We start from the raw sequence: 25,111 nt of genomic DNA on the forward strand, positions 1-25,111 counted from the left end.
GCTCGGGAGTATGAGCAAGCCCGTTGACAGTGCCGTCAGCGCCGTCCGCGCGTACCTGGACCGCCACCGCGCCGCCTTCCTCGCCGACCTGGCCGAGTGGCTGCGCATCCCGTCGGTTTCCGCCCAGCCCGGGCACGCGCCGGACGTACGCCGCAGCGCCGACTGGCTCGCCGCCAAGCTGACGGCGACCGGGTTCCCGACCGCCGAGGTCTGGGAGACGCCCGGCGCCCCCGCCGTCTACGCCGAGTGGCCGGCCGGCGACCCCGCGGCGCCCACGGTCCTGGTCTACGGACACCACGACGTACAGCCCGCCGCCCGCGAGGACGGCTGGTCGAGCGACCCCTTCGAGCCCGTCGTCCGCGACAACCGGCTGTACGCGCGCGGGGCGGCCGACGACAAGGGGCAGGTGTTCTTCCACACCCTCGGCGTCCGCGCCCACCTCGCCGCCACCGGCCGCACCGCCCCCGCCGTCACCCTCAAGCTGCTGATCGAGGGCGAGGAGGAGTCCGGCTCCCCGCACTTCCGGGCCCTCGTCGAGGAGCACGCCGGGCGGCTCGCCGCCGACGCCGTGATCGTCTCCGACACCGGCATGTGGGCCGCGGACACCCCCACGGTGTGCACCGGCATGCGCGGCCTGGCCGAGTGCGAGATCCGGCTGTACGGCCCCGACCAGGACATCCACTCCGGTTCCTTCGGCGGCGCCGTGCCCAACCCGGCCACCGAGGTGGCCCGCCTGGTCGCGGCCCTGCACGACGAGCACGCACGCGTGGCGATCCCCGGCTTCTACGACGGGGTGACCGAGCTGACCGACCGCGAGCGCGAACTCTTCGCCGAGCTGCCCTTCGACGAGCGGCGCTGGCTGGAGACGGCCAAGTCCCGCGCCGCCCACGGCGAGGCCGGGCACACCACCCTGGAGCGGATCTGGGCCCGCCCCACCGCCGAGGTCAACGGCATCGGCGGCGGCTACCAGGGCCCCGGCAGCAAGACGATCATCCCGGCCGACGCGATGGTGAAGCTCTCCTTCCGCCTCGTCGCCGGCCAGGACCCCGACCACGTGGCGAAGGCCGTCCGCGGCTGGGTCGCAGGGCGGGTCCCGCCGGGCATCCGCTGCGAGATCGAGTTCGCCCCCGCCACCCGCCCGTGCCTGACACCGCTGGACCACCCGGCGCTCCGGTCCGTCGTCCGGGCCATGGAGCGCGCCTTCGACCAGCCGGTCCGCTTCACCCGCGAGGGCGGCTCCGGACCCGCCGCCGACCTCCAGGACGTCCTCGGGGCCCCGGTGCTCTTCCTGGGCATCTCCGTCCCGTCCGACGGCTGGCACGCCCCCGACGAGAAGATCGAGCTCGACCTCCTCCTCAAGGGCGTGGAGACCTCCGCGTACCTGTGGAGCGACCTGGCAGCACACTGGCGGCACGGCCCCTGACCGATGCCGTCGCACCGTCCGGACCGGCCCGCGCGGCCCGGGGCACACTGGAAGGGCCCGAACCACCGGGCCCGCCCGGCCCCGGTCGCCGTCCGTCCGGAACGCGCCCCAGACCCGCCGAACCGCCCGCCGAACCACTGACCGCCGTACCGGGGGAGTTGGAAGCACCTGTGACCATCTGGACCGACCGCACCGCCGAACGTCCCATCTCGCTCACCGCACCGAGCGGTGTCGACCGCGCCGCGCACCACCGCCTCGACGAGGCCTGGCTCGCCGCCGCGTGGAGCCACCCCTCCACGCGCTGTTTCGTGGTCTCCGGCGGTCAGGTCCTCATCGACGAGACGCCGGACGGGCGTACCGAACTCGTCATGACACCCTCCTTCGAGGCCCCGCTCACCGAGGCGCACCGCTACTTCCTCGGCACCGACGAGGACGGCGTGAGCTACTTCGCGCTCCAGAAGGACTCGCTGCCCGGCCGCATGGACCAGTCCGCGCGCCCGGCCGGCCTCCGGGAGGCGGGCCTGCTGCTCTCCCCGCGCGACGCCGGCCTGATGGTGCACGCGGTCGGCCTGGAGAACTGGCAGCGCACCCACCGCTTCTGCTCCCGCTGCGGCGAGCGCACCGCCATCGCCGCGGCCGGCCACATCCGCCGCTGCCCGGCCTGCGGCGCCGAGCACTACCCGCGCACCGACCCGGCCGTGATCATGGCCGTGATCGACGACACCGACCGCATCCTGCTCGGCCGCCAGGTGCACTGGCCCGAGGGCCGCTTCTCGACGCTCGCGGGCTTCGTGGAGCCCGGTGAGTCCATCGAGCAGTCGGTGCGCCGCGAGGTCCAGGAGGAGGCCGGCATCACCGTCGGCCCGGTCGAGTACGTCGCCAGCCAGCCCTGGCCGTTCCCGTCCAGCCTGATGCTCGGCTTCATGGCCCGGGCCGTCTCCACCGACATCACCGTCGACGGCGACGAGATCCACGAGGCCCGCTGGTTCTCCCGCGACGAACTGAGCGCCGCCTTCGACTCCGGCGAGGTCCTGCCGCCCTACGGCATCTCGATCGCGGCCCGCCTGATCGAACTCTGGTACGGCAAGCCGCTGCCGACCCGCAGCTTCGTCTGAGCCCGGCCGGACACGGCTGAGGGGGCCGTCCCGCCCGGGACGGCCCCCTCAGCCACGCGTGCGACCCGCTCAGGCGCCGATCTTCTGCTTCACCTGCGCCAGCGACGGGTTGGTGAGCGTCGAGCCGTCGGGGAAGAGCACGGTCGGCACCGTCTGGTTCCCGCCGTTCGCCTTCTCCACGAACGCCGCCGAGTCCGGGTCCTGCTCGATGTTGATCTCGGTGTACGCGATGCCCTCCCGGTCCATCTGGCTCTTCAGCCGACGGCAGTAGCCGCACCACGTGGTGCTGTACATCGTCACAGTGCCCGGCATGTCCCTCATTCTCCTTCAGCGGCTCGGGGTGCGTTCGCTCGCACTCCACCAACGTCCGCGACGGCGCCCCCATTCCCCTACGAGGACCGTCCGGAACCAGCCCCCGCATTAATACGACCGCGAGGGCCCGCCTGTGGACAACCGGCGCACCCGTCCCGGCCGACCTGGCAGCATGGCTGTGTGACAGCAGCAACGCACTCCTCCCTCTTCCCGCAGGTACCGGACTCGGCCGACGCGGTGCTCGACGGACTCGATCCCGAGCAGCGCGAAGTGGCCACCGCCCTGCGCGGCCCGGTGTGCGTACTGGCGGGTGCGGGCACCGGCAAGACCCGGGCGATCACCCACCGCATCGCCTACGGGGTGCGGGCCGGCATCCTCCAGCCCACCACCGTGCTCGCCGTCACCTTCACCAACCGCGCCGCCGGGGAGATGCGCGGCCGGCTGCGCCAGCTCGGCGCCGCCGGTGTCCAGGCCCGCACCTTCCACTCGGCGGCGCTGCGCCAGCTCCAGTACTTCTGGCCGAAGGCGATCGGCGGCGCCCTGCCCCGGATCGTCGACCGCAAGATCCAGCTGGTCGCCGACGCCGCCGCGGCCTGCCGCATCCGCCTCGACCGGGGCGAGCTGCGGGACGTCACCGCCGAGATCGAGTGGTCCAAGGTCACCCAGACCGTGCCGGACGACTACGCCCCCGCGGCGGCCAAGGCCGGCCGTGAGACGCCCCGCGACCCCGCCGAGATCGCGCAGCTCTACCTGGCGTACGAGGAGCTCAAGCGCGGTCGAGGGGTGATCGACTTCGAGGACGTGCTGCTGCTGACCGTGGGGGTCCTCCAGGACCGGCAGGACGTCGCCCAGCAGGTCCGTGCCCAGTACCAGCACTTCGTGGTCGACGAGTACCAGGATGTCAGCCCGCTCCAGCAGCGGCTGCTGGATCTGTGGCTCGGGGACCGCGACGACCTGTGCGTGGTCGGCGACGCCAGCCAGACGATCTACTCGTTCACAGGAGCAACCCCCGACCATCTGCTCGACTTCCGGCTCCGCCATCCAGGTGCCACGGTCGTCAAGCTGGTCCGTGACTACCGTTCCACGCCCCAGGTCGTGCACCTCGCCAACGGTCTGCTCGCCCAGGCCCGGGGCCGCGCCGCCGACCACCGTCTGGAGCTGCTCTCCCAGCGCCCGGCCGGAACCGAGCCCGGCTACACCGAGTACCCCGACGAGCCCGCCGAGGCCGAGGGCGCCGCCCGCCGCATCCGGGAACTGATCGACTCCGGCGTCCGCCCCGCCGAGATCGCCGTGCTGTTCCGCACCAACTCCCAGTCGGAGATCTACGAGCAGGCCCTCGCCGACGCCGGGGTGCCCTACCAGCTGCGCGGCGCGGAACGGTTCTTCGACCGTCCTGAGGTGCGCAGAGCCGGCACGGCCCTGCGCGCCGCGGCCCGTTTCGGCGGCAACGACGCCCTCCTCGACGACACGGTCGACCTGCCGTCCCAGGTCCGTGCCGTGCTGTCCGGGGAGGGCTGGACCACCGAACCGCCGGCCGGCTCCGGCGCGGTCCGCGAGCGCTGGGAGTCACTGGCCGCCCTGGTGAACCTCGCGCAGGACTTCGCCGCCGCCAAGCCCGGCGCCACCCTCGGCGACCTCGTCGCCGAACTCGACGAGCGCACGGCCGCCCAGCACGCCCCCACCGTGCAGGGCGTCACCCTCGCCTCCCTGCACTCGGCCAAGGGCCTGGAGTGGGACGCCGTCTTCCTGGTCGGCCTGGCCGAGGGCATGATGCCGATCACCTACGCAAAGACCGACGAACAGATAGAGGAGGAGCGCCGCCTCCTCTACGTCGGTGTCACCCGCGCCCGCGAACGTCTGCACCTGTCCTGGTCACTGGCCCGCTCGCCCGGCGGCCGGGCGAGCCGCCGCCCGAGCCGTTTCCTCGACGGACTGCGGCCCGGCTCGGTCGGCGCCGGCGGACGGGTGGCGGCCGGCGGCGCCGGGGGAGTGGAACACGGCCGCGCCGGCCTCACGAGCCGCTCCGCGCTCGCGCCGGCGCCGCGGCGCACCCAGCGCGCCCCGGCCCGCTGCAAGGTCTGCGGGCGCACGCTCACCGACGCCGGCGAGATGAAACTGATGCGCTGCGAGGACTGCCCCTCCGACATGGACGAGGGGGTCTACGAGCGGCTGCGCGACTGGCGTGCGGTGCAGGCCGGGCTGAGCGGCCAGCCCGCCTACTGCGTCTTCACCGACAAGACGCTGATGGCGATCGCCGAGAACGTCCCGGAGGACGAACGGGAGCTGGTCCGCATCCCGGGCGTCGGAGCCCGCAAGCTCACCCGCTACGGAGCCGATGTCCTGGCCATCTGCGCCGGTCAGGAGGTCGACGGGCCGGACGGCGACGACTGATCCCAACTCGTCGAAAAAATAGTTTGCGCATGCCCCGGCAATCCCCATAGGTTCTTGGACACGGGAGCAGCGGCCTTCCCGAAGGCCCTGAATCCGTGTTGTACTTGCATATCCGCGGATCGGTTCACGCCGATCCCCCGAGACGCCGAGAGGAGGCGAGTCCAGTGATCAGCATCAACACCATCTCTGTCAGCAAACTGACCGATCGCTCGACCGTCTCCCTGTCCATGCTCGGCGCCTCCGACTCGGGCACCGGTCTGTCCGGCATTCGTGCCGTCCGCCCGGCGTCCTCCCCTGTTCTTTCGGACCTGCCCGTCCGTGAGCGCAATGAGCGACCGACCAAGGCACTGGAAGCGGCAGTAGTGGCACAGGCACATGCCTATGCCTTTGCGGCGGCCGGTGCCGGATTCCGGAAGCAGACGACGCAGCAGCACCTGATGTGGGCCTTCCGTGGGCCAGAACCCTGGAGTGATCCAGCCTGATTCGATCAGGCCGGCGCCTTCAGGGCCGCGGAACCCCACCCGGGATCCGCGGCCCTTCTGTTTGTCCCGAACGGGGACGACAGCGCGAAGGGGCCTCGGGACAACCAGAGAACCCGGTACCAAGCCGCCCCGGCCGACCGGCCGGACCGACCAGACGAGGAAGACGAACCGTGCAACTCGAAGCGCACGCCCCGTCCGTACCACCTTCCGGCACCATCCCCAAGCCCGGCTCCACGGAGGACCCCGCCTTGACCCCGCTCACCGCGCTCACCGCGCTCGACGAAGCCATCGAGAACCTCGGCGTGCCCGTCCCGTGCCGTTCCTACGACCCGGAGGTCTTCTTCGCCGAGTCGCCGGCGGACGTCGAGTACGCCAAGTCCCTCTGCCGTACCTGCCCGCTGGTCGAGGCCTGCCTCGCCGGTGCCAAGGAGCGGCGTGAGCCCTGGGGCGTCTGGGGCGGGGAGCTGTTCGTCCAGGGTGTTGTCGTCGCCCGGAAGCGGCCCCGTGGCCGCCCGCGCAAGAACCCGGTCACGGCATGAACACCGTAGGCACGATCGACCGTCCCCTCACGTACGACCCCACGAAGCAGGCCCCGATGAAGCCGTCCACCCCTGAGCCCGCAGGCTCCGCGCCCGAAGACTTCACCACCAGTGGTGCGAACGACTCGCGCCAGAACAGGACCCGAGAGATGCAACTCATCCCAGAAGCCCTGGCTCGTGCGCATATGCACGAGCGACTGCACCAGGCCGAGCGGGAACGCCGGGCGCTGCGCCTGGCGACCGCCCGGCGGATGCAGCGCCGGGCGGAGCGCGCCTCGATGCGTGCCCGGCGTGCGCTCGCCATGGCCGTGATGCAGTAACCGATCCCACCTGAAGCGGTGGCCTCCCCCGGCCGGCTGGCCGGGGAGGCGAAGCTCTCCTCGCGGGGGCCGGTCCGTCCGAACGGGCCGGCCCCCGCGGCGTGCGGTCCGGATACCTGGAACGGGCCCGGGAGGGCGTTTGGGCTGGGTGGTCCGGTTGGGCCGAGTGGTCCGGTGGGTCCGGTGGGTCCGGTGGGTCCGGTGGGTCCGGTGGGTCCGGTAGGTCGGGTGGGTTCGGTGGTCGGGTGCCTAAGCCTCCGCCGCCGTCTCCTCGGCCTCCAGTTCCTCCAGCTCGTCCAGTTCCTCCAGTGCGTCCAGCTCCTCCGACTCCTCCAGACGTTCCGTCTCCGTAGGTTCCGCCACGAACCCCGGCAGCCACGCCTCCAGTTCCTCGCGCAACCGCACCGTCGCGCCCAGCTGGCACAGCACGCCGATGGTGCTCAGCGTGACCCGGTGGATCAGGAGGTAGGCCGGCGGCAGGTTGAGCTGCTTGCCCAACTGGTACGCGGGTGAGCGGATGTCACCGATGCGGGCGGCCTGGCTGCGCATCCAGCCGCGGCTGAAGGTGAACTCGTCGACCTGGGCCGGTTCGATGATCGGCAACAGGTAGTCGAGGACCGCGTCGGGGTCCAGCTCCACCGTCTCCTTGACGAAGCCCTCCGTGCGCAGCTCCTCGTAGACGGCCTCCGCCCGGCCGTCGAGGGTCATGCGCAGGCAGGTGCCGATGGTGATCGGCAGACCGCCCGGGAGACGGTCGACCGTGCCGAAGTCCAGCACGCCCAGCCGCCAGTCGTCGTCGCCGTCCGGGCCGCCGGGCAGCAGCCGGAAGTTGCCCGGGTGCGGGTCGGCGTGCAGCAGGCCGGTGCGGGCCGGACCGGCGAACAGGAAGTGGGCCAGCAGCTGGCCGGCCCGGTCCCGCTGCTCCGGGGTGCCGTCCGCGACGATCTCCGACAGCGGGACCCCGTCGATCCACTCGGTGATCAGGACCTGCTCGCACTGGTGGACCACGTCCGGCACCAGGATGTCCGGGTCGTCCGCGAACTCCTCGGCGTGGGCCCGCTGGGCCTCGGCCTCCAGACCGTAGTCGAGCTCCTCCGCGACCCGGTCCTTCAGCTCCGTGATCAGCGGCTTGATGTCGAGGCCCGGGACGAGCGGGCCCAGCAGGCGGGCGAAGCGGCCGAGCTGGTTCAGGTCCGACAGCAGGGCCTCGCCCGCCCCGGGATACTGGACCTTGACCGCCACTTCGCGGCCGTCGTGCCACACTCCCCGGTGCACCTGGCCGATGGAGGCCGCGGCCGAGGGCTTGTCCGCGAACTCCAGGAACAGCTCCTGCCAGTTCTCGCCGAGCCGCTCGGCGAGCACGCCGTGCACCGTGCGGGTCGGCATCGGCGGGGCCGCTTCCTGCAACTTGGTCAGGGCCGCCCGGTAGGGACCGGCGATCTCCTCGGGCAGCGCCGACTCGAAGACGGAGAGGGCCTGGCCGAACTTCATGGCCCCGCCCTTCAGCTCCCCGAGCACCTTGAACAGCTGCTCGGCGGTGCGCTGCTGCAACTGCTGGCCGACCAGCTCCGCGGACTCGCCCACGATCCGTTTGCCGAGTCCCCAGGTCGCCCGCCCGGCGAAGCCGAGCGGGAGCGCGGCGAGCTTGGCGGTCCGGGTGACCGCCTTCCGGGGAAGATCAGACATGCGCCCTCCAAGTCCCAGCCGGCCGCGCCGGCCGCACCGTACGTGCTTCACGTCGTACTCGTGCCGACGGCCGTTGCCCCGCCATTGTCGCGCGCTGCTCCCCCTGACCGGAGGCGTGTTCCCGCTCACCTTTCCGTTCGCTCTGCCAGTTGCTCGCCCCGCCGCTCTTCTCGTCGCTCTTTTCAGGGCTCTTTCCGGGTCCGGGGCTCTCTTCGTGGCCCTTCTCGGTGCTCTGCTCCTTGTTTCTCCCCGCTGCCGCGCAGGGGCACGCCGGATGGGCCGGGACCGGCCGCGCGTGCCAGTGCAGTCCGGGCAGGGCGGCCTCCCAGCGGGCGCCGGCGCTGGAGGGCAGGTGGCCGTCGAGGAAGGCGAGGGCGTGCGCGGCGGCCAGTCCGGCGACCGTGGTGGCCAGCGCGAGGTCGCACGGCCGTACCCGCCGCTGCGAGCCCGAGCGCCACTGGGTGATCAGCCGGGGCCAGGTCGGGTCCCGGTCGGTGCGGCCCTCGTGCAGACAGCCCGCGCAGCCCGTCTCACCCGGCAGCACGAAGGGACCGACGACACCTGTGCCTTCCACCACACCGGCGTAGAGGTGGGGGGTGCCGGAGGCCATGAAGGGTTCGGCGGCGGACGCCTGGGGCGCGTGCACGGCGATGTCGTCGCGCGGGGCGAGGACCACCAGGGTGAAGCCCGAGCCGCCGTCCTCGGGCGGTGCCGTGGCGGCGCGGCGCGGTGCGCGGCCGGGGGCGGCCCGGCGGACGGCGCGGCGGGCCGACTCGTCCCGGCGGTCACCGACCGCCTCCGCGGGGAGTCCGCCCGGGGCGACGTCCCACGGCTCGACGCGACCGCCGTCGAGCACGTCGACCTCGCCGACCCCGGCGGCCGACAGCAACAAGGCCAGGACGGCACCGACCCGGCCGGCGCCTCTGACCTGCACCCGCTGCGCGCGCCGGGCGGCCAGCCGGCCGATGGCCTCGCCCGGCTCGGAGGTGGTCAGGGAGAGGGAGGCCAGGTCCGGGCGGAGCCGGTCGAGGGCCGCCTTGTTGCGGCGCAGGGCGTCGGCGGCGGGGCCGCCGCCCCGGGCGTCGTCGAGCAGCCCGGCCCCCGCCAGCCGCTTCACCAGCCGGTCGACATGGCCGTCGGGCAGGTCCATCCGGCGTGCCTCCTCGCGCAGCAGCGGCAGCCCCCGGGTGCCGTTGAGCAGTTCGAGGAAGCTGCCCGTCGCCGTGTCCACCGGCCCCAGGGTCAGCGCGTGCGCCGGGGTCATCCCGAACTGGACGGTGTTGAGATCGCGCCAGCCGCGCCGCAGCGCCGGTTTCACCATCGGATGCATGCCAGGCCCCCGTACGTTCCAGTACTCCCCGTGTTGCCGGCTCGGTGCTCATGACCGCGTGGTCATGGCTGCGCCGACGAGTGCCAGCATGCCCGGTCCCGTCTCCGGGTGCCGAAAGTTATCCACAGGCAGTGGGTATTTGTCGTACTGCCATACCGGGCGTGGGCGCGGTCGAAGGCACGGAGGTGCATCCAACCCTCCCGGAACCGGGACTTCCCCGTGTGCAGCGGGTAACGTCGGGGCGTGTCCTCCGCCGACCCACTGCACCGCGCCGGAACGCCACAACGCCTGCCGACGAGCCCGCCGCCCAGCGGCTCCGGGGCACGCGCGATCGAGGTCCGCAGAAGCAGCCGTCGCCGCCGGACGGTCTCCGCGTACCGCGAGGGCGATCGCACCGTCGTGCTGATCCCCGCCCGGATGTCCGAGGCGGAGGAGCAGCGCTGGGTGAGCGTCATGCTCGACAAACTGGAAGCACAGGAGAGCAAGCGCGTCCTGGGCGACACCGAGCTGGCGCAGCGCGCCGAGCGGCTGTCCGCCCAGTACTTCGAGGGACGTGCCCGCCCCGGCTCGGTGCGCTGGGTCACCAACCAGAACACGCGCTGGGGCTCGTGCACCCCGGCGGAGGGCAGCATCCGGCTCTCGCACCGCCTCCAGGGCATGCCCGAGTACGTGGTCGACTACGTCCTCCTGCACGAGCTGGCGCACCTGCTGGTTCCCGGGCACGGACCCCGCTTCTGGCGCCTGCTGGAGGCGTATCCGCGCACCGAGCGGGCCCGGGGCTACCTCGAGGGAGTGGTCGCCGCCGACCGGCTCCCGCACGTGCCCGGCGCGCGCGAGCGCTGAGCTTCCCCAGCGGCCCCGCCAGCTCCTCCCGACGCCGGTGTCTGTACCGGGTCCGTACCGACTTCGGGCGGTGTCGGACTTTGCCGTTAGCCTGGCGCGACGCACTTGCATTCGGGATGGGGGACGGTCGTACGCATGGCCAGGGAATTCCAACGCGGCCACAAGGCCAGGATCAGTGATCTCACCGCGGGCACGGATCTGTACGTAGGTGTGCAGATCTCCGGGCCCGGGCTGACCTTCGACATCAGTTGCTTCGGACTGGACGCCGACGAGCGGCTCTCGGACGACCGGTACTTCGTCTTCTTCAACCAGCCGAAGTCCCCCGAGGAGGCCATTCAGCTCCTGGGCGCGCAGGCCGGCGACACGGAGTCCTTCCGGGTCACGCTGGACCGGATCCCGCCGCAGATCCAGAAGCTGTCCTTCACGGCGACGCTCGACGGCGCCGGGCAGATGTCGCAGATCGGCCCCGGCTACCTCCGCATCGTCGCGGGCGGCGAGGAAGTGGCCCGCTACCCGTTCGACGGCTCGGAGTTCTCCACCGAGCGGGCCGTGATGCTGGGCGACTTCTACCTGAAGGACGTGTGGCGGTTCGCCGCCGTCGGGCAGGGCTTCGACGGCGGCCTGGACGCGCTGCTGCGGAACTTCGGCGGCGAGGTGGCCGAGGAGGAGACTCCCGAGCCGTCGCAACCGGCCGCCGATGCCGCTGCCGGTGCCGTTCCGGGGTTCGCCCCGCCTGCCGCGCCCGCGCCGGCTCCGCAGCCCCCGGCGTTCGGCGCCCCCGCCGCTCCGGCACCCGCGCCCCAGCCCGCCACGCAGGGCTCGCAGGGTTTCGTCCCGCCGCCCGCACCCACGCCGCCCCCGGCACCCGCGCCCGCCGCGCCGTACGGCCAGCCGCAGGCCCCGCAGCAGCCGTATCCCACTGGCTCGGGCCAGCCGTATCCTCCTGTCCCGGGCCAGCCGGGCCAGCCGGCCCAGACCGCACCGCTGCCCCCGGGCTACGGCCAGCCGCAGGCCCCGCAGGCCCCGCAGGCCCCGCAGGCCCCACCCCCACCCCCCGGCTACGGTCAGCAAGCCCCGCACAGCGTCGGCGCGCCCCAAGGCACCCCTCCCCAAGGCATCCCGCCCCAAGGCATGCAGCCGCCCCCGGGCATCCCCCAGACCCCGGTCTCGCCCACGGTCCTGGCCCCGGGCACCCCGCAGACCGCGCCGCAGGCCCCTGGTGTCACCGCCGCGCTGCTGAAGTTCCGCGAGACACCCACCGGCCAGCGCTGGACGCAGCAGAACGAGAAGCTGGTCCGGGTCGATCTCGGCCTCGGCGACCAGCCCGTGCTGGCCCGGCAGGGCAGCATGGTGCTCTACCAGGGCAAGGTCGACTTCGGCTACAAGGGCGCCGGTTTCGCCGGCCGCGTCGTCGGCAACGCCACCGGCCAGGAGATGCAGCTGATGCGCTGCACCGGCAAGGGCCAGGTGTTCTTCGCCGACCAGTCCACGATGCTGCACCCCATCGAGCTCCAGGGCGACGCGGTCTGCGTCTCCGCCGAGAACGTCCTGGCGTTCGACGAGAGCCTCCAGTACGAGGTCCGTCGCATCGAGGGGCACGGCATCCCGGGCGGCGCGCTGTTCACCATGCAGTTCCAGGGCACCGGCACGATCGTCGTCAAGACGCACGGCACGCCCGTGGTCCTGCCGGTCACGCCCACCACGTTCGCCGACTGCAACGCGGTCGTCGCCTGGTCGGCCGCCGCCCAGGTCATCGTCTCCAGCCAGGTGCGGATGCGCCGCAACTCCTACGCCGGTGACACCGGCGAGAGCGTCAACCTCCAGTTCCGGGCGGCGCCCGGCAGCTTCGTCGTCGTCCAGCCGTACGAGATCTGAGGGAGAGCCCGACATGAACCAGCCGCTCGCGGGCTACGCCCCCGCCCCGGTCACCGCCCGGATGGAGAACCACGGCGAGCACATGCTCAAGGTCGCCATGCAGACCGGCAGCGACCTCTTCGCGCGCGTGGGCTCGATGGTCGCCTACGAGGGATTCGTGCAGTACGAGCCCAACCCGCCCGCCGTCCGCCAGATCGCCAAGGACTGGATGACCGGCGAGGGCGCGCCCCTGATGAAGTGCTCCGGCGACGGCCTGCTCTACCTCGCCGACTACGGCGCGGACGTCGTCGTGATCCAGCTCGACGGCGACGGGATCTCCGTCAACGCCACCAACCTGCTGGCCTTCGACGCCCACCTCACCTGGGGTGTGGAGCGGGTCAAGGGGCTGGCGAAGTTCGCCGGCCAGGGGCTGTGGAACACCAGGATCACCGGACAGGGCTGGGTGGCGCTCACCTCGCGGGGCAAGCCGATCGTCGTCGACTGCGGCGGCGGCGAGGACGAGACGTACGTCGACCCGGACGCGCTCGTCGCCTGGTCGCCGAACCTGAAGGTGAAGGGCAAGCGCAGCTTCAAGGCGGGCTCACTGATCGGCCGCGGCAGCGGCGAGGCCTACCAGATGGCCTTCTCCGGTGAGGGCATCGTCGTCGTCCAGCCCAGTGAGGACAGCACCGACCGTCTCCGGGTCCGGGGCTGAGGGGGAGCAGAACACCATGCAGAGCCCGCTTTTCGCCTACAACGACCAGCAGACCTCGGAACGCTGGAGCCTTCAGAACAAGCAGTTGCTCCGGGTCGCCCTGGCGGGACACGACGACATCCTCGCCCGCAAGGGCACGATGGTCGCCTACCAGGGGCTCGTCGAGTTCGACGCCGAGTACCAGGGCCACGGCCAGGCACGCGCGCGTGCGCACACGGGTGAGGGCCTGGACCTGATGCGCTGCCACGGGCAGGGCACGGTCTACTTCGCCAACCTCGCCCAGCAGATCCACGTGATGGAGGTGGAGCAGGAGGGCCTCACCGTCGACAGCGCCTACGTGCTGGCGATGGATTCCTCACTGCACCACGAGGTCATCGCCGTGGACAGCCTCTACGGCATCTCCGGCTCCGGGAAGTACCAGCTCAACATCACCGGGCGCGGCCGGGTCGCGCTGATGACCTCGGGCGCCCCGCTGCTGATGCGGGTGACACCCGAGACGTACGTCAACTGCGACGCCGACGCGATCGTGGCCTGGTCCACGGGGCTGCGGGTGCAGATGCAGGCCCAGACGCACTCCTCGGGCGTGTTCCGGCGGCGCGGCAACACCGGTGAGGGCTGGGAGCTCAGCTTCATGGGCAGCGGTTTCGCCCTGGTGCAGCCGAGCGAGCTGCTGCCGCCGCAGAACGCGGGGATCGGGTCCGGCCTGGCCGCGCAGTACGGCGTGGGCCAGCACGGGGCCCGGGCGCAGAACCAGGGCAACGTCTGGAGCTGACCCAAGGTGTACGGGTAAGGGGCGAGCACCTGGGTGCCCGCCCCTTACCCGTACACCGGCAGAGCCGGACACCCGTACGCCGCCGGAGCCTGTCCCCGTACTGCGTGTACTCCGTCAGAGGGCGGCCCGGGTGGCCGCCACCAGCCGGACCACCGAGTCGTCGGCCACGTCCGCGACCTCGTCGTAGCCGAACCAGCGCAGGTCCAGCGACTCGTCGCTGATCGCCTCGACGGCGCCCGGCGGGGCGATCGCCGCGTACTGGACGTCCAGGTGCCAGGCGCAGGGCGTGTGGTGGCGGTCCAGCCGCACCGGGCCGCCGGGCAGCAGGGTGAGGCCGGCGATGCCGGACTCCTCCATGGCCTCGCGCAGGGCGGCCGCGGCGAGCGTGACATCCTCGGGCTCGCAGTGGCCGCCCATCTGGAGCCACATGCGCAGCTTGCGGTGCAGGGTGAGCAGGACCCGGCCGCGCGCCGGGTCGACCACCAGGGCGCTGGCCGTGATGTGCCCGTCGCCGCACGACTTCCACATCCCGTCCGGATGGGCCGCCAGATGGTCCAGGTACAGCCGGCGCACCTCGTCCTGGTCCTCGTACTCCTTCAGTACGAGGACCGCGTCGTCGTACAGGCTCACTCGGCGTCGTCGCCCTTGGCGTCGCCCTCGTCGCCCGCGTCGCCCTCGTCCTTGCCCTTCTTGCGCAGGTCGGGCTTGCCGGCCGCCTCGCCGAGCATCTTGTCCAGCTCGGAGAAGTCCAGCTGCTCGCGGTGGACGAAGCCGTCCGGGTCGTCCAGGTCGGTCGCCGTCGGCAGCATGTCCGGGTGGGCCCACAGGCCGTCCCGGCCGTCCACGCCGCGCGCGTCGGTCAGCGACGCCCACAGCCGGGAGGCGTCCCGCAGCCGGCGCGGACGCAGCTCCAGGCCGATCAGCGTGGCGAAGGTCTGCTCGGCCGGGCCCCCGGAGGCGCGGCGGCGGCGCAGCGTCTCGCGCAGCGCGTCGGCCGACGACAGGCGCGGCTTGGCGGCGGCGTGCACCACCGCGTCCACCCAGCCCTCGACCAGTGCCAGGGCCGTCTCCAGGCGGGCCAGGGCCGCCTTCTGCTCCGGGGTGTCCTCCGGCTGGAACATGCCCTGCTGGAGCGCCTCCTGCAACTGCTCGGGGTTCTGCGGGTCGAACTGGCCGACCACGTCCTCCAGCTTCGCGGTGTCCACCTTGATGCCGCGCGCGTAGCCGTCGACCGCGCCGAACAGGTGCGAGCGCAGCCACGGCACATGTGCGAAGAGGCGCTGGTGGGCGGCCTCGCGCAGGGCGAGGTACAGCCGCACCTCCTCCTGCGGGACGCCCAGGTCCTTGCCGAACCGCTCGATGTTCGCCGGCAGCAGGGCGGCCTTGCCGGCCGGGCCCAGCGGCAGACCGACGTCGGACGAGCCGACCACCTCACCGGCGAGCACGCCGACGGCCTGCCCGATCTGCGTGCCGAACATGGCGCCGCCCATCGAGCGCATCATGCCGATCAGCGGGCCGGCCATGGCCTGCATCTCCTCCGGCAGCACGTCGCCCATGGCGTTGCCGACGCGCTCGGCGACCGGGTCGACCAGCTCCTTCCAGGCGGGCAGGGTCGCCTCGACCCACTCCGCGCGGCTCCAGGCCACCGCGGAACCCGCGCCGGAGGGCAGCGCGGTCGCGTCGTCGAGCCACAGATCCGCCAGCCGGACGGCCTCCTGGACGGCGCTGCGCTCGGCCGGGCCGACGCTCGCGTCCTTGGTGCCGTCCGGGGCGCCCTGGGCGACCGTCTGGCGGGCGATCTGCTTGGCCATGTCCCAGTTCACCGGGCCGCCCTCGTAGGAGAGCATCTGGCCCAGCTGCTGGAACGCGGCGCCCAGGTCGTTGGGGTTCATGGAACCGAACATGGCGGCGAACGGATTGTCGGCGCCGGGGCCACCAAAGCCCCCGGCTCCGGGCAGGCCGCCGAAACCGAACGGGTTGGCCGGTCCCTGACCACCACCGCTCTGCTGGTCCTTCTTCTTGCCCTCGTCGCCGTCGTCCGGCTCCTCCGGCGGAAGGCCGAATCCGAATGGGGTGTCACTCACGGGGTTCCTCGGCTGGTAGGGCCGCCGGTTCTTTCCGGCGGCACGGCTGCCCGACATTCACCACCCAGCGTAGACACCCGGGGCGGATCGGGCCTCGGTGCTTCGCCGACTGACGGCCTGCGGCAGGATGGATGCCACCTGGTACGTACGCGTCACCGCGTGCTTACTGAAGACAACCGCTGGAGACGCCCGGTGAGTTCCCCAGATCCGCAGGTTCGCGCAGCGCGAAACCAGTCAACCAGTCCCGCCGGCTCCGTGGCGCGAGGTCCCGTCGTGGCGGTGACCGGTGCCGCGTCCGGGACCGGCGCGCTGCTCACCGCGCGGCTCGCCGCGTCCGACGAGGTCAAGCGGGTCGTGGCGATCGACGAGCGGCGCGGCGAGTGCGCCGAGGCGCACTGGCACGTCCTGGACGTGCGGGACCCGGCCATCGCCGACAAGCTGCGCGGCGCCGACGTCGTGGTGCACCTCGCGCTCGACCTCGACCTGGAGACCGACGCGGCCGCCCGGACGGCTTACAACGTCCGGGGGACGCAGACCGTCCTGACCGCCGCCGCGGCGGCCGGTGTGCACCGCGTGGTGCTGTGCACGTCCGCGATGGTCTACGGCGCGCTGCCGGACAACGAGCTGCCGCTGTCGGAGGACGCCGAGCTGCGGGCCACGGCCGAGGCCACCGGCGTGGGCGACCTGCTGGAGATCGAGCGGCTCGCCCGGCGCGCCCCCCGCGCACACCCCGGCCTGAACGTCACGGTGGTCCGCCCGGCCACCCTGGTCGGTGGCACCGACACCGCGCTGACCAGGTACTTCGAGTCCCCTCGGCTGCTGGTGGTGGCCGGGTCGCGGCCCGCCTGGCAGTTCTGCCACGTCGACGACCTGTGCGGGGCGCTGGAGTACGCCGCCCTGGAGAAGGTCGATGGCGAGCTGGCCGTCGGGTGCGACGGCTGGCTGGAGCAGGAGGAGGTCGAGGAGCTCAGCGGCATCCGCCGCATGGAGCTGCCCTCCGCGGTCGCCCTGGGCGCGGCGGCCCGGCTGCACCGCATCGGGCTCACACCGTCCCCGGCCGGCGACCTGGCGTACACGATGTACCCCTGGGTGGTGAGCGGCAGCCGGCTGCACGACGCCGGGTGGCGGCCCAGGTACACCAACGAGGAGGTGCTCGCCGAGCTCCTGGAGGAGGTGTCCGGGCGGCACACGGTCGCCGGGCGGCGGCTCGGCCGCAAGGACGCGACGGCGGCGGGCGCGGCGGGCGCGACGGTGGCGCTGCTGGGCGCGGCGGCGGTGGTCCGCCGGGCCCGCAAGGCGCGGCGGCGCATCTGAGCCAGCATCTGAGCCGCGTCCGTCCTCGTAGCTGCCTCCGAAGCGGTACGCGCGCGTACCGGCCGACCGTACGGTTCCGCGTCGTCCGCGCGGTGCGGCACGATGGACGTATGGCAGCCATGAACGATCACCCCGGCGAGCAGGCCGCGCAGGACCCCGTGAAGCTGATCGCGGTCCGGGACACGCCGCTCAGCGTGGACGAGGTCTTCCGCGCCGTCGGGGACACCTCGGCCGGCGGGACCGCCCTGTTCGTGGGCACCGTGCGGGATCACGACGGGGGAGCGGACGTCGACCGGCTCGGCTACTCCTGCCACCCGAGCGCCGAGGCCGAGATGCGGCGGATCGCCGAGAAGGTCGTCGCCGGGCACCCGGTGCGCGCCCTGGCGGCCGTGCACCGCGTGGGTGACCTCCAGGTCGGTGACCTCGCCGTGGTGGTGGCCGTCTCCTGCCCGCACCGGGGCGACGCGTTCGAGGCGTGCCGGCAGCTGATCGACGACCTCAAGCACGAGGTGCCGATCTGGAAGCACCAGACGTTCAGCGACGGCACGGAGGAGTGGGTCGGCGCGTAGCGCCGTCGTTGAGGGGTGGTGGTCGGGTGACGGGAGGGCGGGTCGGCGCGTAGCGCCGTCGTCGAGGGGTGGTGGTCGGGCGACGGGTGGGCGCCTGCTGACGCCACCGCGCGGTCGTCCGGTTGCGTAACCGCACCCCCGGCCCGACCGTTGACCTTGCGGATGGTTAATCTGCTGATCAGTCAGTCGCGTACACGGGGTCGGGAGGTCGGCATGGGGGCGCTCGCCTGGTTGCTCATTCCACTGGTGGCCGCGATCGTCGCGGGTCTGTGGGGAAGTTGGGCCAACCGGACCCGCAGGGTACGCAGCGACGGCCCCGAGCTGGACGGGTACGCGCGCTTCCGCGAAGCCATGGAGAAGCAGCACAGCCGTACCTAGGAGGGCTTGCCCCGACGGTGCGCTGACAGGACCGTCCCGTACTGTCGTTCCATGCCACGCCGCACCGCGACGATGCTCGCCTCCACCCTGATGCTGATCGCGCTCCTGTGCGCGGGGGTGTTCATCCCCGTGCCTTACGCGGAGATGTCCCCGGGGCCGACGGTGAACACGCTGGGTGATCATGACGGCGAGCCGGTGCTGCAGATCTCCGGGCACAAGACGTACGAGGCGAGCGGGCACCTCAACATGACCACGGTCCGCGTCACCAGCGCCGACTACAAGATGAACCTGGTCGAGGCCGTGTACGGCTGGCTCGCGCACGACAACAAGGTGGTGCCGCACGACACGCTCTACCCGGACGGCAAGACCGAGGAGCAGTCGACCCAGGAGAACGCCGAGGAGTTCAGCCAGTCCCAGGAGAGCGCCAAGGTGGCGGCGCTCAAGGAGCTGGGCATCCCGGTGAAGTCGTGGGTGGTGGTCTCCACCGTCGTCAAGGACTCCCCGGCCGAGGGCAAGCTGCACGCCGGTGACGTCATCAAGTCGGTCGACGGCACGGCGGTGAAGCAGCCCGCCGACGTCGCCGAGCTGGTCACCAAGCACAAGCCCGGCGAGGACGTGACGTTCACGGTGGTGCCCGCCAAGGAGCAGGCCGCCGCCGAGAAGGAGAACCGGACGGCGACCACGACCGAGAAGGTCACCATCACCACGGCCGCCTCCGACGACACCGGCGAGAAGCGGGCCATCGTCGGGATCTCGGCCGGCACCGACCACACCTTCCCGTTCAGCATCGACATCAAGCTCGCCGACGTCGGCGGGCCGAGCGCCGGCCTGATGTTCTCGCTCGGCATCTACGACAAGCTGACGCCCGGCGACCTGACCGGCGGCAAGTTCGTCGCGGGCACCGGCACCATCGACGACGACGGCACGGTCGGCCCGATCGGCGGCATCGAGATGAAGACGGTCGGCGCCCGCAGCAAGGGCGCCCAGTACTTCCTGACGCCCGCCGACAACTGCGCCGCCGCCGCGAAGGACACCCCCGACGGGCTCACCCTGGTCAAGGTGGGCACCATCGACGACGCCCTGGCCGCGCTGAAGGACATCCGCTCCGGCGACACCGACGCGCTGCCCTCCTGCACGGCGAGCTGACCCCTACTCGGCGAACGTCGCCGCCAGCGCCTCCGCCAGCCCCGGCACCAGATCGGAGCCGGTGAGCACCTCGGTCGGCGTGTCCTTCTCGCGCAGCCGCAGCGCCGACTCGCGCGCCCCGTCGCGCAGCACGGCCACCGTCATCCGGACCTCCTGCCGGTCCGGGTGGTCCGCCACCCACTTCGCCAGCTCGGCCTCGCCCAGGCCCTCGGGCACCTGCGCCTCGGCGGACGGCGGCAGCATCAGCCGCTCCACCGCGAGCGCGCAGCCGGCCACCGCGTCCGGCCAGGCGATGGTGCCCAGGAACTCGTCCAGCGGCCGGTCCGTTGGTACTTCGTCCTGCTCGATCGGGGTGAGACCGGCCGACTCTCCTTCGTCGGCGAGACCGAGCCGGTCCGCGAGCGTGGGCTGTTCGGCCTGGAGCCGTGCGGTGTCTACGAGGGCGAAAAGGCGGGCGGGCTGGTCCCAGCCGAGACCGGCGACGTACTCGTCGATCTCGAGTACGGACCGGGTCAGCGGGCTCGCCGCCATGGGGGTGTTGGACATGGTCACAATCCTGCCTCGTTCGGGGCCGGAATCGGGAACCGAGTAAACGATGAGTAAGTTGCATAAGAGTGGGCCCACGAGCACGGGGGCGCACGAAGGGCCCGCGAACCCGGGGGTCCGAGACATACGACAGCGAACTTCGAGGTGCTCACCTTGGCTTTCCAGATGCCGGACCGCGGCGGAGGCCCGACGGGGCCACGGATCAGAGTGGGACGACCGTCCCGGCGGGTCCGGACCCTGCTCCTGACGCTGGGCGTCCTGGCCGTGCTGGCCATGGCGTTCACCATGTTCGCGGGCTTCTGGACGGACTGGCTGTGGTACCGGTCGGTCAACTACTCGTCGGTGTTCACCACCACCCTGTGGACGAAGATCGGGCTCTTCTTCGTCTTCGGACTGCTGATGGCCCTCGCCGTCGGGTTCAACATCTGGCTGGCCCACCGGATGCGCCCGCCGCTGAGCGCCATGTCGATGGAGCAGCAGAACCTCGACCGCTACCGGATGGGCATCGCGCCCTACAAGAAGTGGCTGCTGTTCGGCATCACCGCCCTGGTCGGCCTGATCGCCGGCGCCTCCGCGGCCGGCCAGTGGCGCACCTGGCTGATGTGGGTCAACGGCGTGCCCTTCGGCCAGAAGGACCCGCAGTTCAAGCTGGACGTCTCCTTCTACGCCTTCGACCTGCCCTGGTACCGGTTCCTGCTCGGCTTCGGTTTCGCCGCCGTGATCATCTCGGTGATCGCCGCCGCGCTCACCCACTACCTGTACGGCGGCCTGCGCGTCACCAGCCCCGGCGCCCGCGCCACGGGAGCGGCCACCGGCCACCTCTCCGTGCTGATCGGCATCTTCGTCGCCTTCAAGGCGGTGGCGTACTGGCTTGACCGGTACGGACTGGCGGTCAAGTCCAGCGACTTCAAGGCCACCGACAACTGGACCGGCCTGCGGTACGTCGACGCCAACGCCTATCTGCCGGCCAAGACGATCCTGTTCTGCATCGCCGTCATCTGCGCGCTGCTGTTCTTCGCCACCATCTGGCGGCGCACCTGGCAGCTGCCGGTGATCGGCTTCGGCCTGATGGTGCTGTCCGCCATCCTGATCGGCGGTCTCTACCCGGCGATCGTGCAGAAGTTCCAGGTCCAGCCGAACGAGCAGGCCAAGGAAGCGCCGTACGTCGAGAAGAACCTCAAGGCGACCCGGGACGCCTACGGCATCGACGGCACCAAGGTCAGTGAGTACGACGGCAAGAGCGACACCACGGACCTGACCCAGCTGCGGGACGACGTCGACGACACCGCCAGCATCCGGATCATGGACCCGAACATCGTCTCGCCGACGTTCCAGCAGCTCCAGCAGATGCGGAAGTACTACGCCTTCCCGACCAACCTGGACGTGGACCGCTACAGCACCGAGGACGGCGCCGACCAGGACACCGTCATCGGCCTGCGCGAGCTGAACCTCGCCGGTGTGGACAAGCAGAACTGGATCAACAACCACTTCCGCTACACCCACGGTTTCGGCGTGGTCGCCGCCAAGGGCACCGAGGTCGACGCCGAGGGCCGCCCGGTGTTCACCGAGTCCAACCTGCCGTCCAAGGGTGACCTCGGCACCTACGAACAGCGGATCTACTACGGCGAGAAGACCAACACCTACTCCATCGTCGGCGGTCCCCAGAAGGAGATCGACTACTCCGACGACAACGGGGAGAAGACCACCAGCTACCAGGGCGACGGCGGGGTCAACCTCTCCAACCCGGTCAACCGGGCCGCGTACGCGGTGGCGTTCAACGAGCCGCAGATCCTGTACTCCGGGGCGATCGGCGACGGTTCGCGCATCCTGTACAACCGCACGCCCAAGGACCGGGTCGAGGCCGTCGCGCCCTGGCTGACCATTGACGGCGACGCCTATCCGGCGGTGGTGGACGGCCGGATCCAGTGGATCGTGGACGCCTACACGACCACCAACGGCTATCCGTACGCCTCCCGCACCACGCTCGGCGACACCACCGCCGACTCGCTGACCGCGACCAACGACAACCGCGCGGTGGTCGCCCAGCAGAACCAGGTCAACTACATCCGCAACTCGGTGAAGGCGACCGTCGACGCGTACACCGGCGACGTCAAGCTCTACCAGTGGGACACCGAGGACCCGGTCCTGAAGACCTGGATGAAGGCGTTCCCGGACACGGTGCAGCCCAAGTCGGAGATCTCCGACGCCCTGATGGCCCATCTGCGCTACCCGCAGGACCTGTTCAAGGTCCAGCGCGAGCTGCTCAGCCGCTACCACGTGGACGACGCCGAGACGTTCCTCAGCGGCAGCGAGGTGTGGCAGGTGCCGGAGGACCCGACCAACAAGTCGGGCGACGCGGTGCCGCCGTACTACCTGAGCATGAAGATGCCCGACCAGGACCAGCAGGCGTTCTCGCTGACGACCACGTTCACCCCCAACGGGCGGGACAACCTCAGCGCGTTCATGTCGGTCGACGCCGAGGCCGGCACCAGCGGCTACGGCAAGATCAGAATCCTGAAACTGCCGACGAGCACGACCGTCGACGGTCCTAAACAGGTGCAGAGCCAGTTCAACTCCGAACAGGACATCGCCGAGTCCATCAGACTGCTCAGAGGCGGCGACTCGGAGGTGGAGTACGGCAACCTGCTGACGGTGCCGCTCGACGGCGGACTGCTCTACGTGGAACCGGTCTATGTGCGCGGCGGCGGCCTCAAGTACCCCCTGCTGCGCAAGGTGCTGGTGACCTACGGCGGTCAGACGGCCTTCGAGGACACCCTGGACGAGGCCCTCGACAAGGTCTTCGGGGACGGCGGTACGACCACCGAGCCGCCGGACGAGGGCGACGACACCACCCAGCCACCGCCGACATCGAGCGATCCCACGGTCCAGGAGGCGCTGAACGACGCCCAGGAAGCCTTCGAGGCCGGCCAGAAGGCCCTGAAGGAGAACGACTGGACGGCGTACGGCGAGGCCCAGAAGGACCTCGAGGACGCGCTGAGCCGGGCCGAGGAGGCCCAGGCGGAGGCCGACAAGAGCAGTGGCGGCAGTGGCAGCGGCAAGAACGGGGACGACGGCGAGGCCAGTCCGAGTCCCAGCGCCAGTGCCGGGGACAGCGGCTGACCCGCCTGGTCAGGCTCCCTCCCGCGCCGTGATAGGTTGAGATCACAACGGCGCGGGGTGGAGCAGCTCGGTAGCTCGCTGGGCTCATAACCCAGAGGTCGCAGGTTCAAATCCTGTCCCCGCTACTGACAGCGAAGGCCCGGATCCCATCAGGGATCCGGGCCTTCGTCATGTGCGAACGCATGTGTCGGTCCGGTGTGACGGCCGTGCCGGGCGCGGGAGTTGGGCGATCTGTGTTTGACTTGTCTCTCTGTGGGCATGTCGACAAAACGCTGAAGTGACCTCACTGACTGCGGTATACCGGGTGTACGCAGGTTGCAGGTGGTGCGACGATGGACGTTATGGGGGACATGGCAACTCTGTTCGAGACGGGGCGATTTGTGCAGCCATCCGGTCCCGACGGGGTCCGGGACGAGACCGGGGAGGCCGCCGACGAGGCGGCCGAAGAGGTGCGCCGGCGGTTCGCCGCCGAGGCCGGCGACGTCGAGGCGATGAGCGTGCTCGGGTCCATGCTGCTGCGCCGCGGTGATCTCGACGGGGCCGAGCCGCATCTGCGGGCCGCCACCGCGGCCGGAGACCGGGCCGCCGCCAACAACCTGGGTGTCCTGCTGCACCAGCGCGGGTACGCCGACGAGGCCGCCGGGTGGTGGCGGATCGCCGCCGTCGCCGGATCGGCCGCGGCCGCGCACGCGCTGGGGCGGCACTTCCGCGAGCGCGGCGACGAGCCCGCCGCCGAGTACTGGCTGCGCCAGTCCGCCGAGCAGGGCCATGTGCTGGGCGCCTACGCCCTCGCCGACCTGCTGGAACACCGCGGCGACAGCGCGACCGAGCGCTGGATGCGGGTGGCCGCCGAGCGGGGCCACCGGGAGGCCGCGTACCGGCTGGCCCGGACCCTGGACCCGCGCACCAGCGACACGATCGGGGACGACGAGCGCGCCGCGCGGGCCGCCGAGGAGGCCGAGCGGTGGTACCGGCAGGCGGCGGCCCGCGGCCACCGGCGGGCCGCGCTGCACCTCGGGGCGATCCTGGAGCGCCGGGGCGAGCTGAAGGAGGCCGGGCGCTGGTACCTGACCTCCGCCAAGGACGGCGAGGCGCGCGCCGCCTGCGCGCTGGGCTTCCTGCTGCGCGACGCCGGGGACCCGGAGAGCGCGGCCGTCTGGTGGCTGCGGGCCGCGCAGGAGGGCGACGGCAACGCCGCCAACGCGCTGGGCGCGCTGCACGCCGAGCGGGGCGAGCCGCAGACCGCGGAGCGCTGGTACCGGGCGGCGACTGACGCGGGCGACGACAACGGCGCGTACAACCTCGGGCTGCTCTGCGCCGCGCAGGGCCGGGTCCAGCAGGCCGAGCAGTGGTACCGGCGGGCGGCCTACGCCGGACACCGGGAGGCCGCCAACGCGCTGGCCATCCTGCTGCTCCAGGGCGGCGACCGGACTGGGGCCGAGCCCTGGTTCTCCAAGGCCGCGGAGGCGGGCAGCGTGGACGCCGCCTTCAACCTCGGCATCCTGTACGCCGGGCGCGGGCAGGACGCGGAGGCGCTGCGCTGGTACGGGCGGGCCGCCGCGGCCGGGCACGCCGAGGCCGCGCTCCAGGTCGGGATGGCCCGGCTGCGGGACGGCGACGAGCAGGAGGCCGAGCGGCACCTGCGGTGCGCGGCCGGCGGCGGCAGCGCGGAGGCCGCGTACCGGCTGGCCACGCTGCTCGACGCGCGCCGGCCGCCGGAGCCGGCGCACGAACTGGGCGAGCCGGCGCACGAGAAGACCGAGTGCGAGGAGTGGTACGAGCGGGCGGCCGGGCAGGGGCACCGGCGCGCCCAGGTGCGGGTCGGGATGCTGGCCGCGGCGCGCGGCGACGTCATGGAGGCGGCCCGCTGGTACCGGGCGGCGGCCGAGGCGGGCTCCCGCAACGGCGCCTTCAACCTCGGGCTGCTGCTGGCCCGCGAGGGCAGCGAGCCGGAGGCCGCCCTGTGGTGGACCCGGGCGGCCGACGCCGGCCACGGCCGGGCGGCGCTCCGCCTCGCCCTGGTCTACGCCCGCCGCGGGGAGCTCGCCGAGGGCCAGCGCTGGGCCGACCGCGCGGTCACCCTGGGCCCCACCGAGGTGGCCCGCCGGGCGGCCCGGCTGCGGGACGCGCTGCGGGAGGAGCTGTCGGCCTGACGGCACGCGATTTGCCTGC

At 72.0% G+C, this 25,111-nt stretch carries 22 protein-coding genes and 1 tRNA gene; 17 read left to right on the forward strand and 6 right to left on the reverse strand.

The genetic code is table 11. The features are described from left to right. Positions 1–10 precede the first annotated feature (10 nt). Both AB0G32_RS10795 and nudC read left to right on the forward strand, forming a co-directional pair. Positions 11–1,423 (forward strand): dipeptidase, encoded by a 1,413-nt coding sequence (locus AB0G32_RS10795; RefSeq protein ID WP_361161291.1) that lies wholly within the window; start codon positions 11–13, stop codon positions 1,421–1,423. A gap of 170 nt (positions 1,424–1,593) precedes the next feature. Continuing rightward, a complete protein-coding gene (gene nudC, locus AB0G32_RS10800; RefSeq protein ID WP_361161293.1) occupies positions 1,594–2,538 on the forward strand; it encodes an NAD(+) diphosphatase in 945 nt (314 codons plus the stop codon). Positions 2,539–2,607: 69 nt separating this feature from the next. Here nudC and AB0G32_RS10805 read toward each other — a convergent pair whose 3' ends face one another. Then, positions 2,608–2,850: a mycoredoxin gene (locus AB0G32_RS10805; protein WP_161168532.1), complete on the reverse strand. Its 243-nt coding sequence runs from the start codon at positions 2,848–2,850 to the stop codon at positions 2,608–2,610. A 180-nt stretch (positions 2,851–3,030) separates the two neighbouring features. Between AB0G32_RS10805 and AB0G32_RS10810 the strand changes: the two genes are divergently transcribed. The 4 genes from AB0G32_RS10810 (at position 3,031) to AB0G32_RS10825 (ending at position 6,582) form a co-directional block, all read left to right on the forward strand. After that, entirely contained in the window at positions 3,031–5,241 is a 2,211-nt protein-coding gene (locus AB0G32_RS10810) for an ATP-dependent DNA helicase UvrD2 (protein ID WP_361161296.1), read from the forward strand. A 164-nt stretch (positions 5,242–5,405) separates the two neighbouring features. Next, positions 5,406–5,723, forward strand: a complete 318-nt coding sequence (locus tag AB0G32_RS10815) for a hypothetical protein (RefSeq protein WP_361161298.1) — start codon at positions 5,406–5,408, stop codon at positions 5,721–5,723. Positions 5,724–5,893: 170 nt separating this feature from the next. Then, the gene (locus AB0G32_RS10820; protein WP_361161301.1) at positions 5,894–6,262 is read left to right on the forward strand and encodes a WhiB family transcriptional regulator; all 369 of its coding nucleotides are present in this window, start codon (positions 5,894–5,896) and stop codon (positions 6,260–6,262) included. Further along, the gene (locus AB0G32_RS10825) at positions 6,259–6,582 is read left to right on the forward strand and encodes a hypothetical protein (RefSeq protein WP_361161304.1); all 324 of its coding nucleotides are present in this window, start codon (positions 6,259–6,261) and stop codon (positions 6,580–6,582) included. The genes AB0G32_RS10820 and AB0G32_RS10825 overlap by 4 nt, the downstream gene beginning before the upstream one ends. A 249-nt stretch (positions 6,583–6,831) precedes the next feature. On the opposite strand, the gene AB0G32_RS10830 is transcribed toward AB0G32_RS10825, so the two are convergent. Together AB0G32_RS10830 and AB0G32_RS10835 are read right to left on the reverse strand one after the other, a co-directional pair. Then, a complete protein-coding gene (locus AB0G32_RS10830) occupies positions 6,832–8,268 on the reverse strand; it encodes an AarF/ABC1/UbiB kinase family protein (protein WP_361161306.1) in 1,437 nt (478 codons plus the stop codon). Then, positions 8,261–9,598: a ThiF family adenylyltransferase gene (locus tag AB0G32_RS10835; RefSeq protein WP_361161309.1), complete on the reverse strand. Its 1,338-nt coding sequence runs from the start codon at positions 9,596–9,598 to the stop codon at positions 8,261–8,263. The genes AB0G32_RS10830 and AB0G32_RS10835 overlap by 8 nt, the downstream gene beginning before the upstream one ends. 243 nt (positions 9,599–9,841) lie before the next feature. Here AB0G32_RS10835 and AB0G32_RS10840 point away from each other — a divergent pair, with 243 nt between their 5' ends. From AB0G32_RS10840 to AB0G32_RS10855, 4 genes are all read left to right on the forward strand, one after another. Further along, complete coding sequence (locus AB0G32_RS10840; protein WP_361161312.1) at positions 9,842–10,441, forward strand: M48 family metallopeptidase; 600 nt, start codon at positions 9,842–9,844, stop codon at positions 10,439–10,441. A gap of 135 nt (positions 10,442–10,576) precedes the next feature. Further along, on the forward strand, positions 10,577–12,316 hold the full coding sequence (locus AB0G32_RS10845) for a TerD family protein (protein ID WP_361161315.1): 1,740 nt from the start codon (positions 10,577–10,579) through the stop codon (positions 12,314–12,316). Positions 12,317–12,329: 13 nt separating this feature from the next. Continuing rightward, on the forward strand, positions 12,330–13,010 hold the full coding sequence (locus AB0G32_RS10850; protein ID WP_361161318.1) for an AIM24 family protein: 681 nt from the start codon (positions 12,330–12,332) through the stop codon (positions 13,008–13,010). A 16-nt stretch (positions 13,011–13,026) separates the two neighbouring features. After that, entirely contained in the window at positions 13,027–13,782 is a 756-nt protein-coding gene (locus tag AB0G32_RS10855; protein ID WP_361161320.1) for an AIM24 family protein, read from the forward strand. Between the two features lie 114 nt (positions 13,783–13,896). Here the strand turns inward: AB0G32_RS10855 and AB0G32_RS10860 are convergent, their stop codons facing one another. Next, positions 13,897–14,412: an NUDIX hydrolase gene (locus AB0G32_RS10860; RefSeq protein WP_361161323.1), complete on the reverse strand. Its 516-nt coding sequence runs from the start codon at positions 14,410–14,412 to the stop codon at positions 13,897–13,899. Further along, positions 14,409–15,866 carry a zinc-dependent metalloprotease gene (locus AB0G32_RS10865; RefSeq protein ID WP_361161325.1) on the reverse strand — a complete coding sequence of 486 codons (1,458 nt, stop codon included), beginning with the start codon at positions 15,864–15,866 and terminating at the stop codon, positions 14,409–14,411. Before AB0G32_RS10865 ends, AB0G32_RS10860 begins: the two co-directional genes overlap by 4 nt. A 192-nt stretch (positions 15,867–16,058) precedes the next feature. Here AB0G32_RS10865 and AB0G32_RS10870 point away from each other — a divergent pair, with 192 nt between their 5' ends. The 4 genes from AB0G32_RS10870 to AB0G32_RS10885 all read left to right on the forward strand — a co-directional run bounded on the left by AB0G32_RS10870 (position 16,059) and on the right by AB0G32_RS10885 (position 19,273). After that, positions 16,059–17,180: an SDR family oxidoreductase gene (locus tag AB0G32_RS10870; RefSeq protein ID WP_361161327.1), complete on the forward strand. Its 1,122-nt coding sequence runs from the start codon at positions 16,059–16,061 to the stop codon at positions 17,178–17,180. A 110-nt stretch (positions 17,181–17,290) separates the two neighbouring features. Continuing rightward, the gene (locus AB0G32_RS10875; RefSeq protein ID WP_361161330.1) at positions 17,291–17,749 is read left to right on the forward strand and encodes a molybdenum cofactor biosynthesis protein MoaE; all 459 of its coding nucleotides are present in this window, start codon (positions 17,291–17,293) and stop codon (positions 17,747–17,749) included. A gap of 231 nt (positions 17,750–17,980) precedes the next feature. Beyond that, complete coding sequence (locus tag AB0G32_RS10880; RefSeq protein WP_361161608.1) at positions 17,981–18,127, forward strand: hypothetical protein; 147 nt, start codon at positions 17,981–17,983, stop codon at positions 18,125–18,127. Positions 18,128–18,178: 51 nt separating this feature from the next. After that, complete coding sequence (locus AB0G32_RS10885; RefSeq protein WP_361161331.1) at positions 18,179–19,273, forward strand: PDZ domain-containing protein; 1,095 nt, start codon at positions 18,179–18,181, stop codon at positions 19,271–19,273. Between the two features lie 3 nt (positions 19,274–19,276). On the opposite strand, the gene AB0G32_RS10890 is transcribed toward AB0G32_RS10885, so the two are convergent. Beyond that, on the reverse strand, positions 19,277–19,819 hold the full coding sequence (locus tag AB0G32_RS10890) for a PPA1309 family protein (protein ID WP_361161332.1): 543 nt from the start codon (positions 19,817–19,819) through the stop codon (positions 19,277–19,279). Between the two features lie 165 nt (positions 19,820–19,984). Between AB0G32_RS10890 and AB0G32_RS10895 the strand changes: the two genes are divergently transcribed. From AB0G32_RS10895 to AB0G32_RS10905, 3 genes are all read left to right on the forward strand, one after another. Further along, a complete protein-coding gene (locus AB0G32_RS10895) occupies positions 19,985–22,939 on the forward strand; it encodes a UPF0182 family protein (protein ID WP_361161589.1) in 2,955 nt (984 codons plus the stop codon). A 51-nt stretch (positions 22,940–22,990) separates the two neighbouring features. Next, positions 22,991–23,064 (forward strand) — tRNA-Met (locus AB0G32_RS10900). A gap of 207 nt (positions 23,065–23,271) precedes the next feature. After that, a complete protein-coding gene (locus AB0G32_RS10905) occupies positions 23,272–25,092 on the forward strand; it encodes a tetratricopeptide repeat protein (protein WP_361161334.1) in 1,821 nt (606 codons plus the stop codon). Positions 25,093–25,111 lie beyond the last annotated feature (19 nt).

It is taken from the genome of Streptomyces sp. NPDC023723, from assembly GCF_040639815.1.
GTDB lineage: Bacteria > Actinomycetota > Actinomycetes > Streptomycetales > Streptomycetaceae > Streptomyces.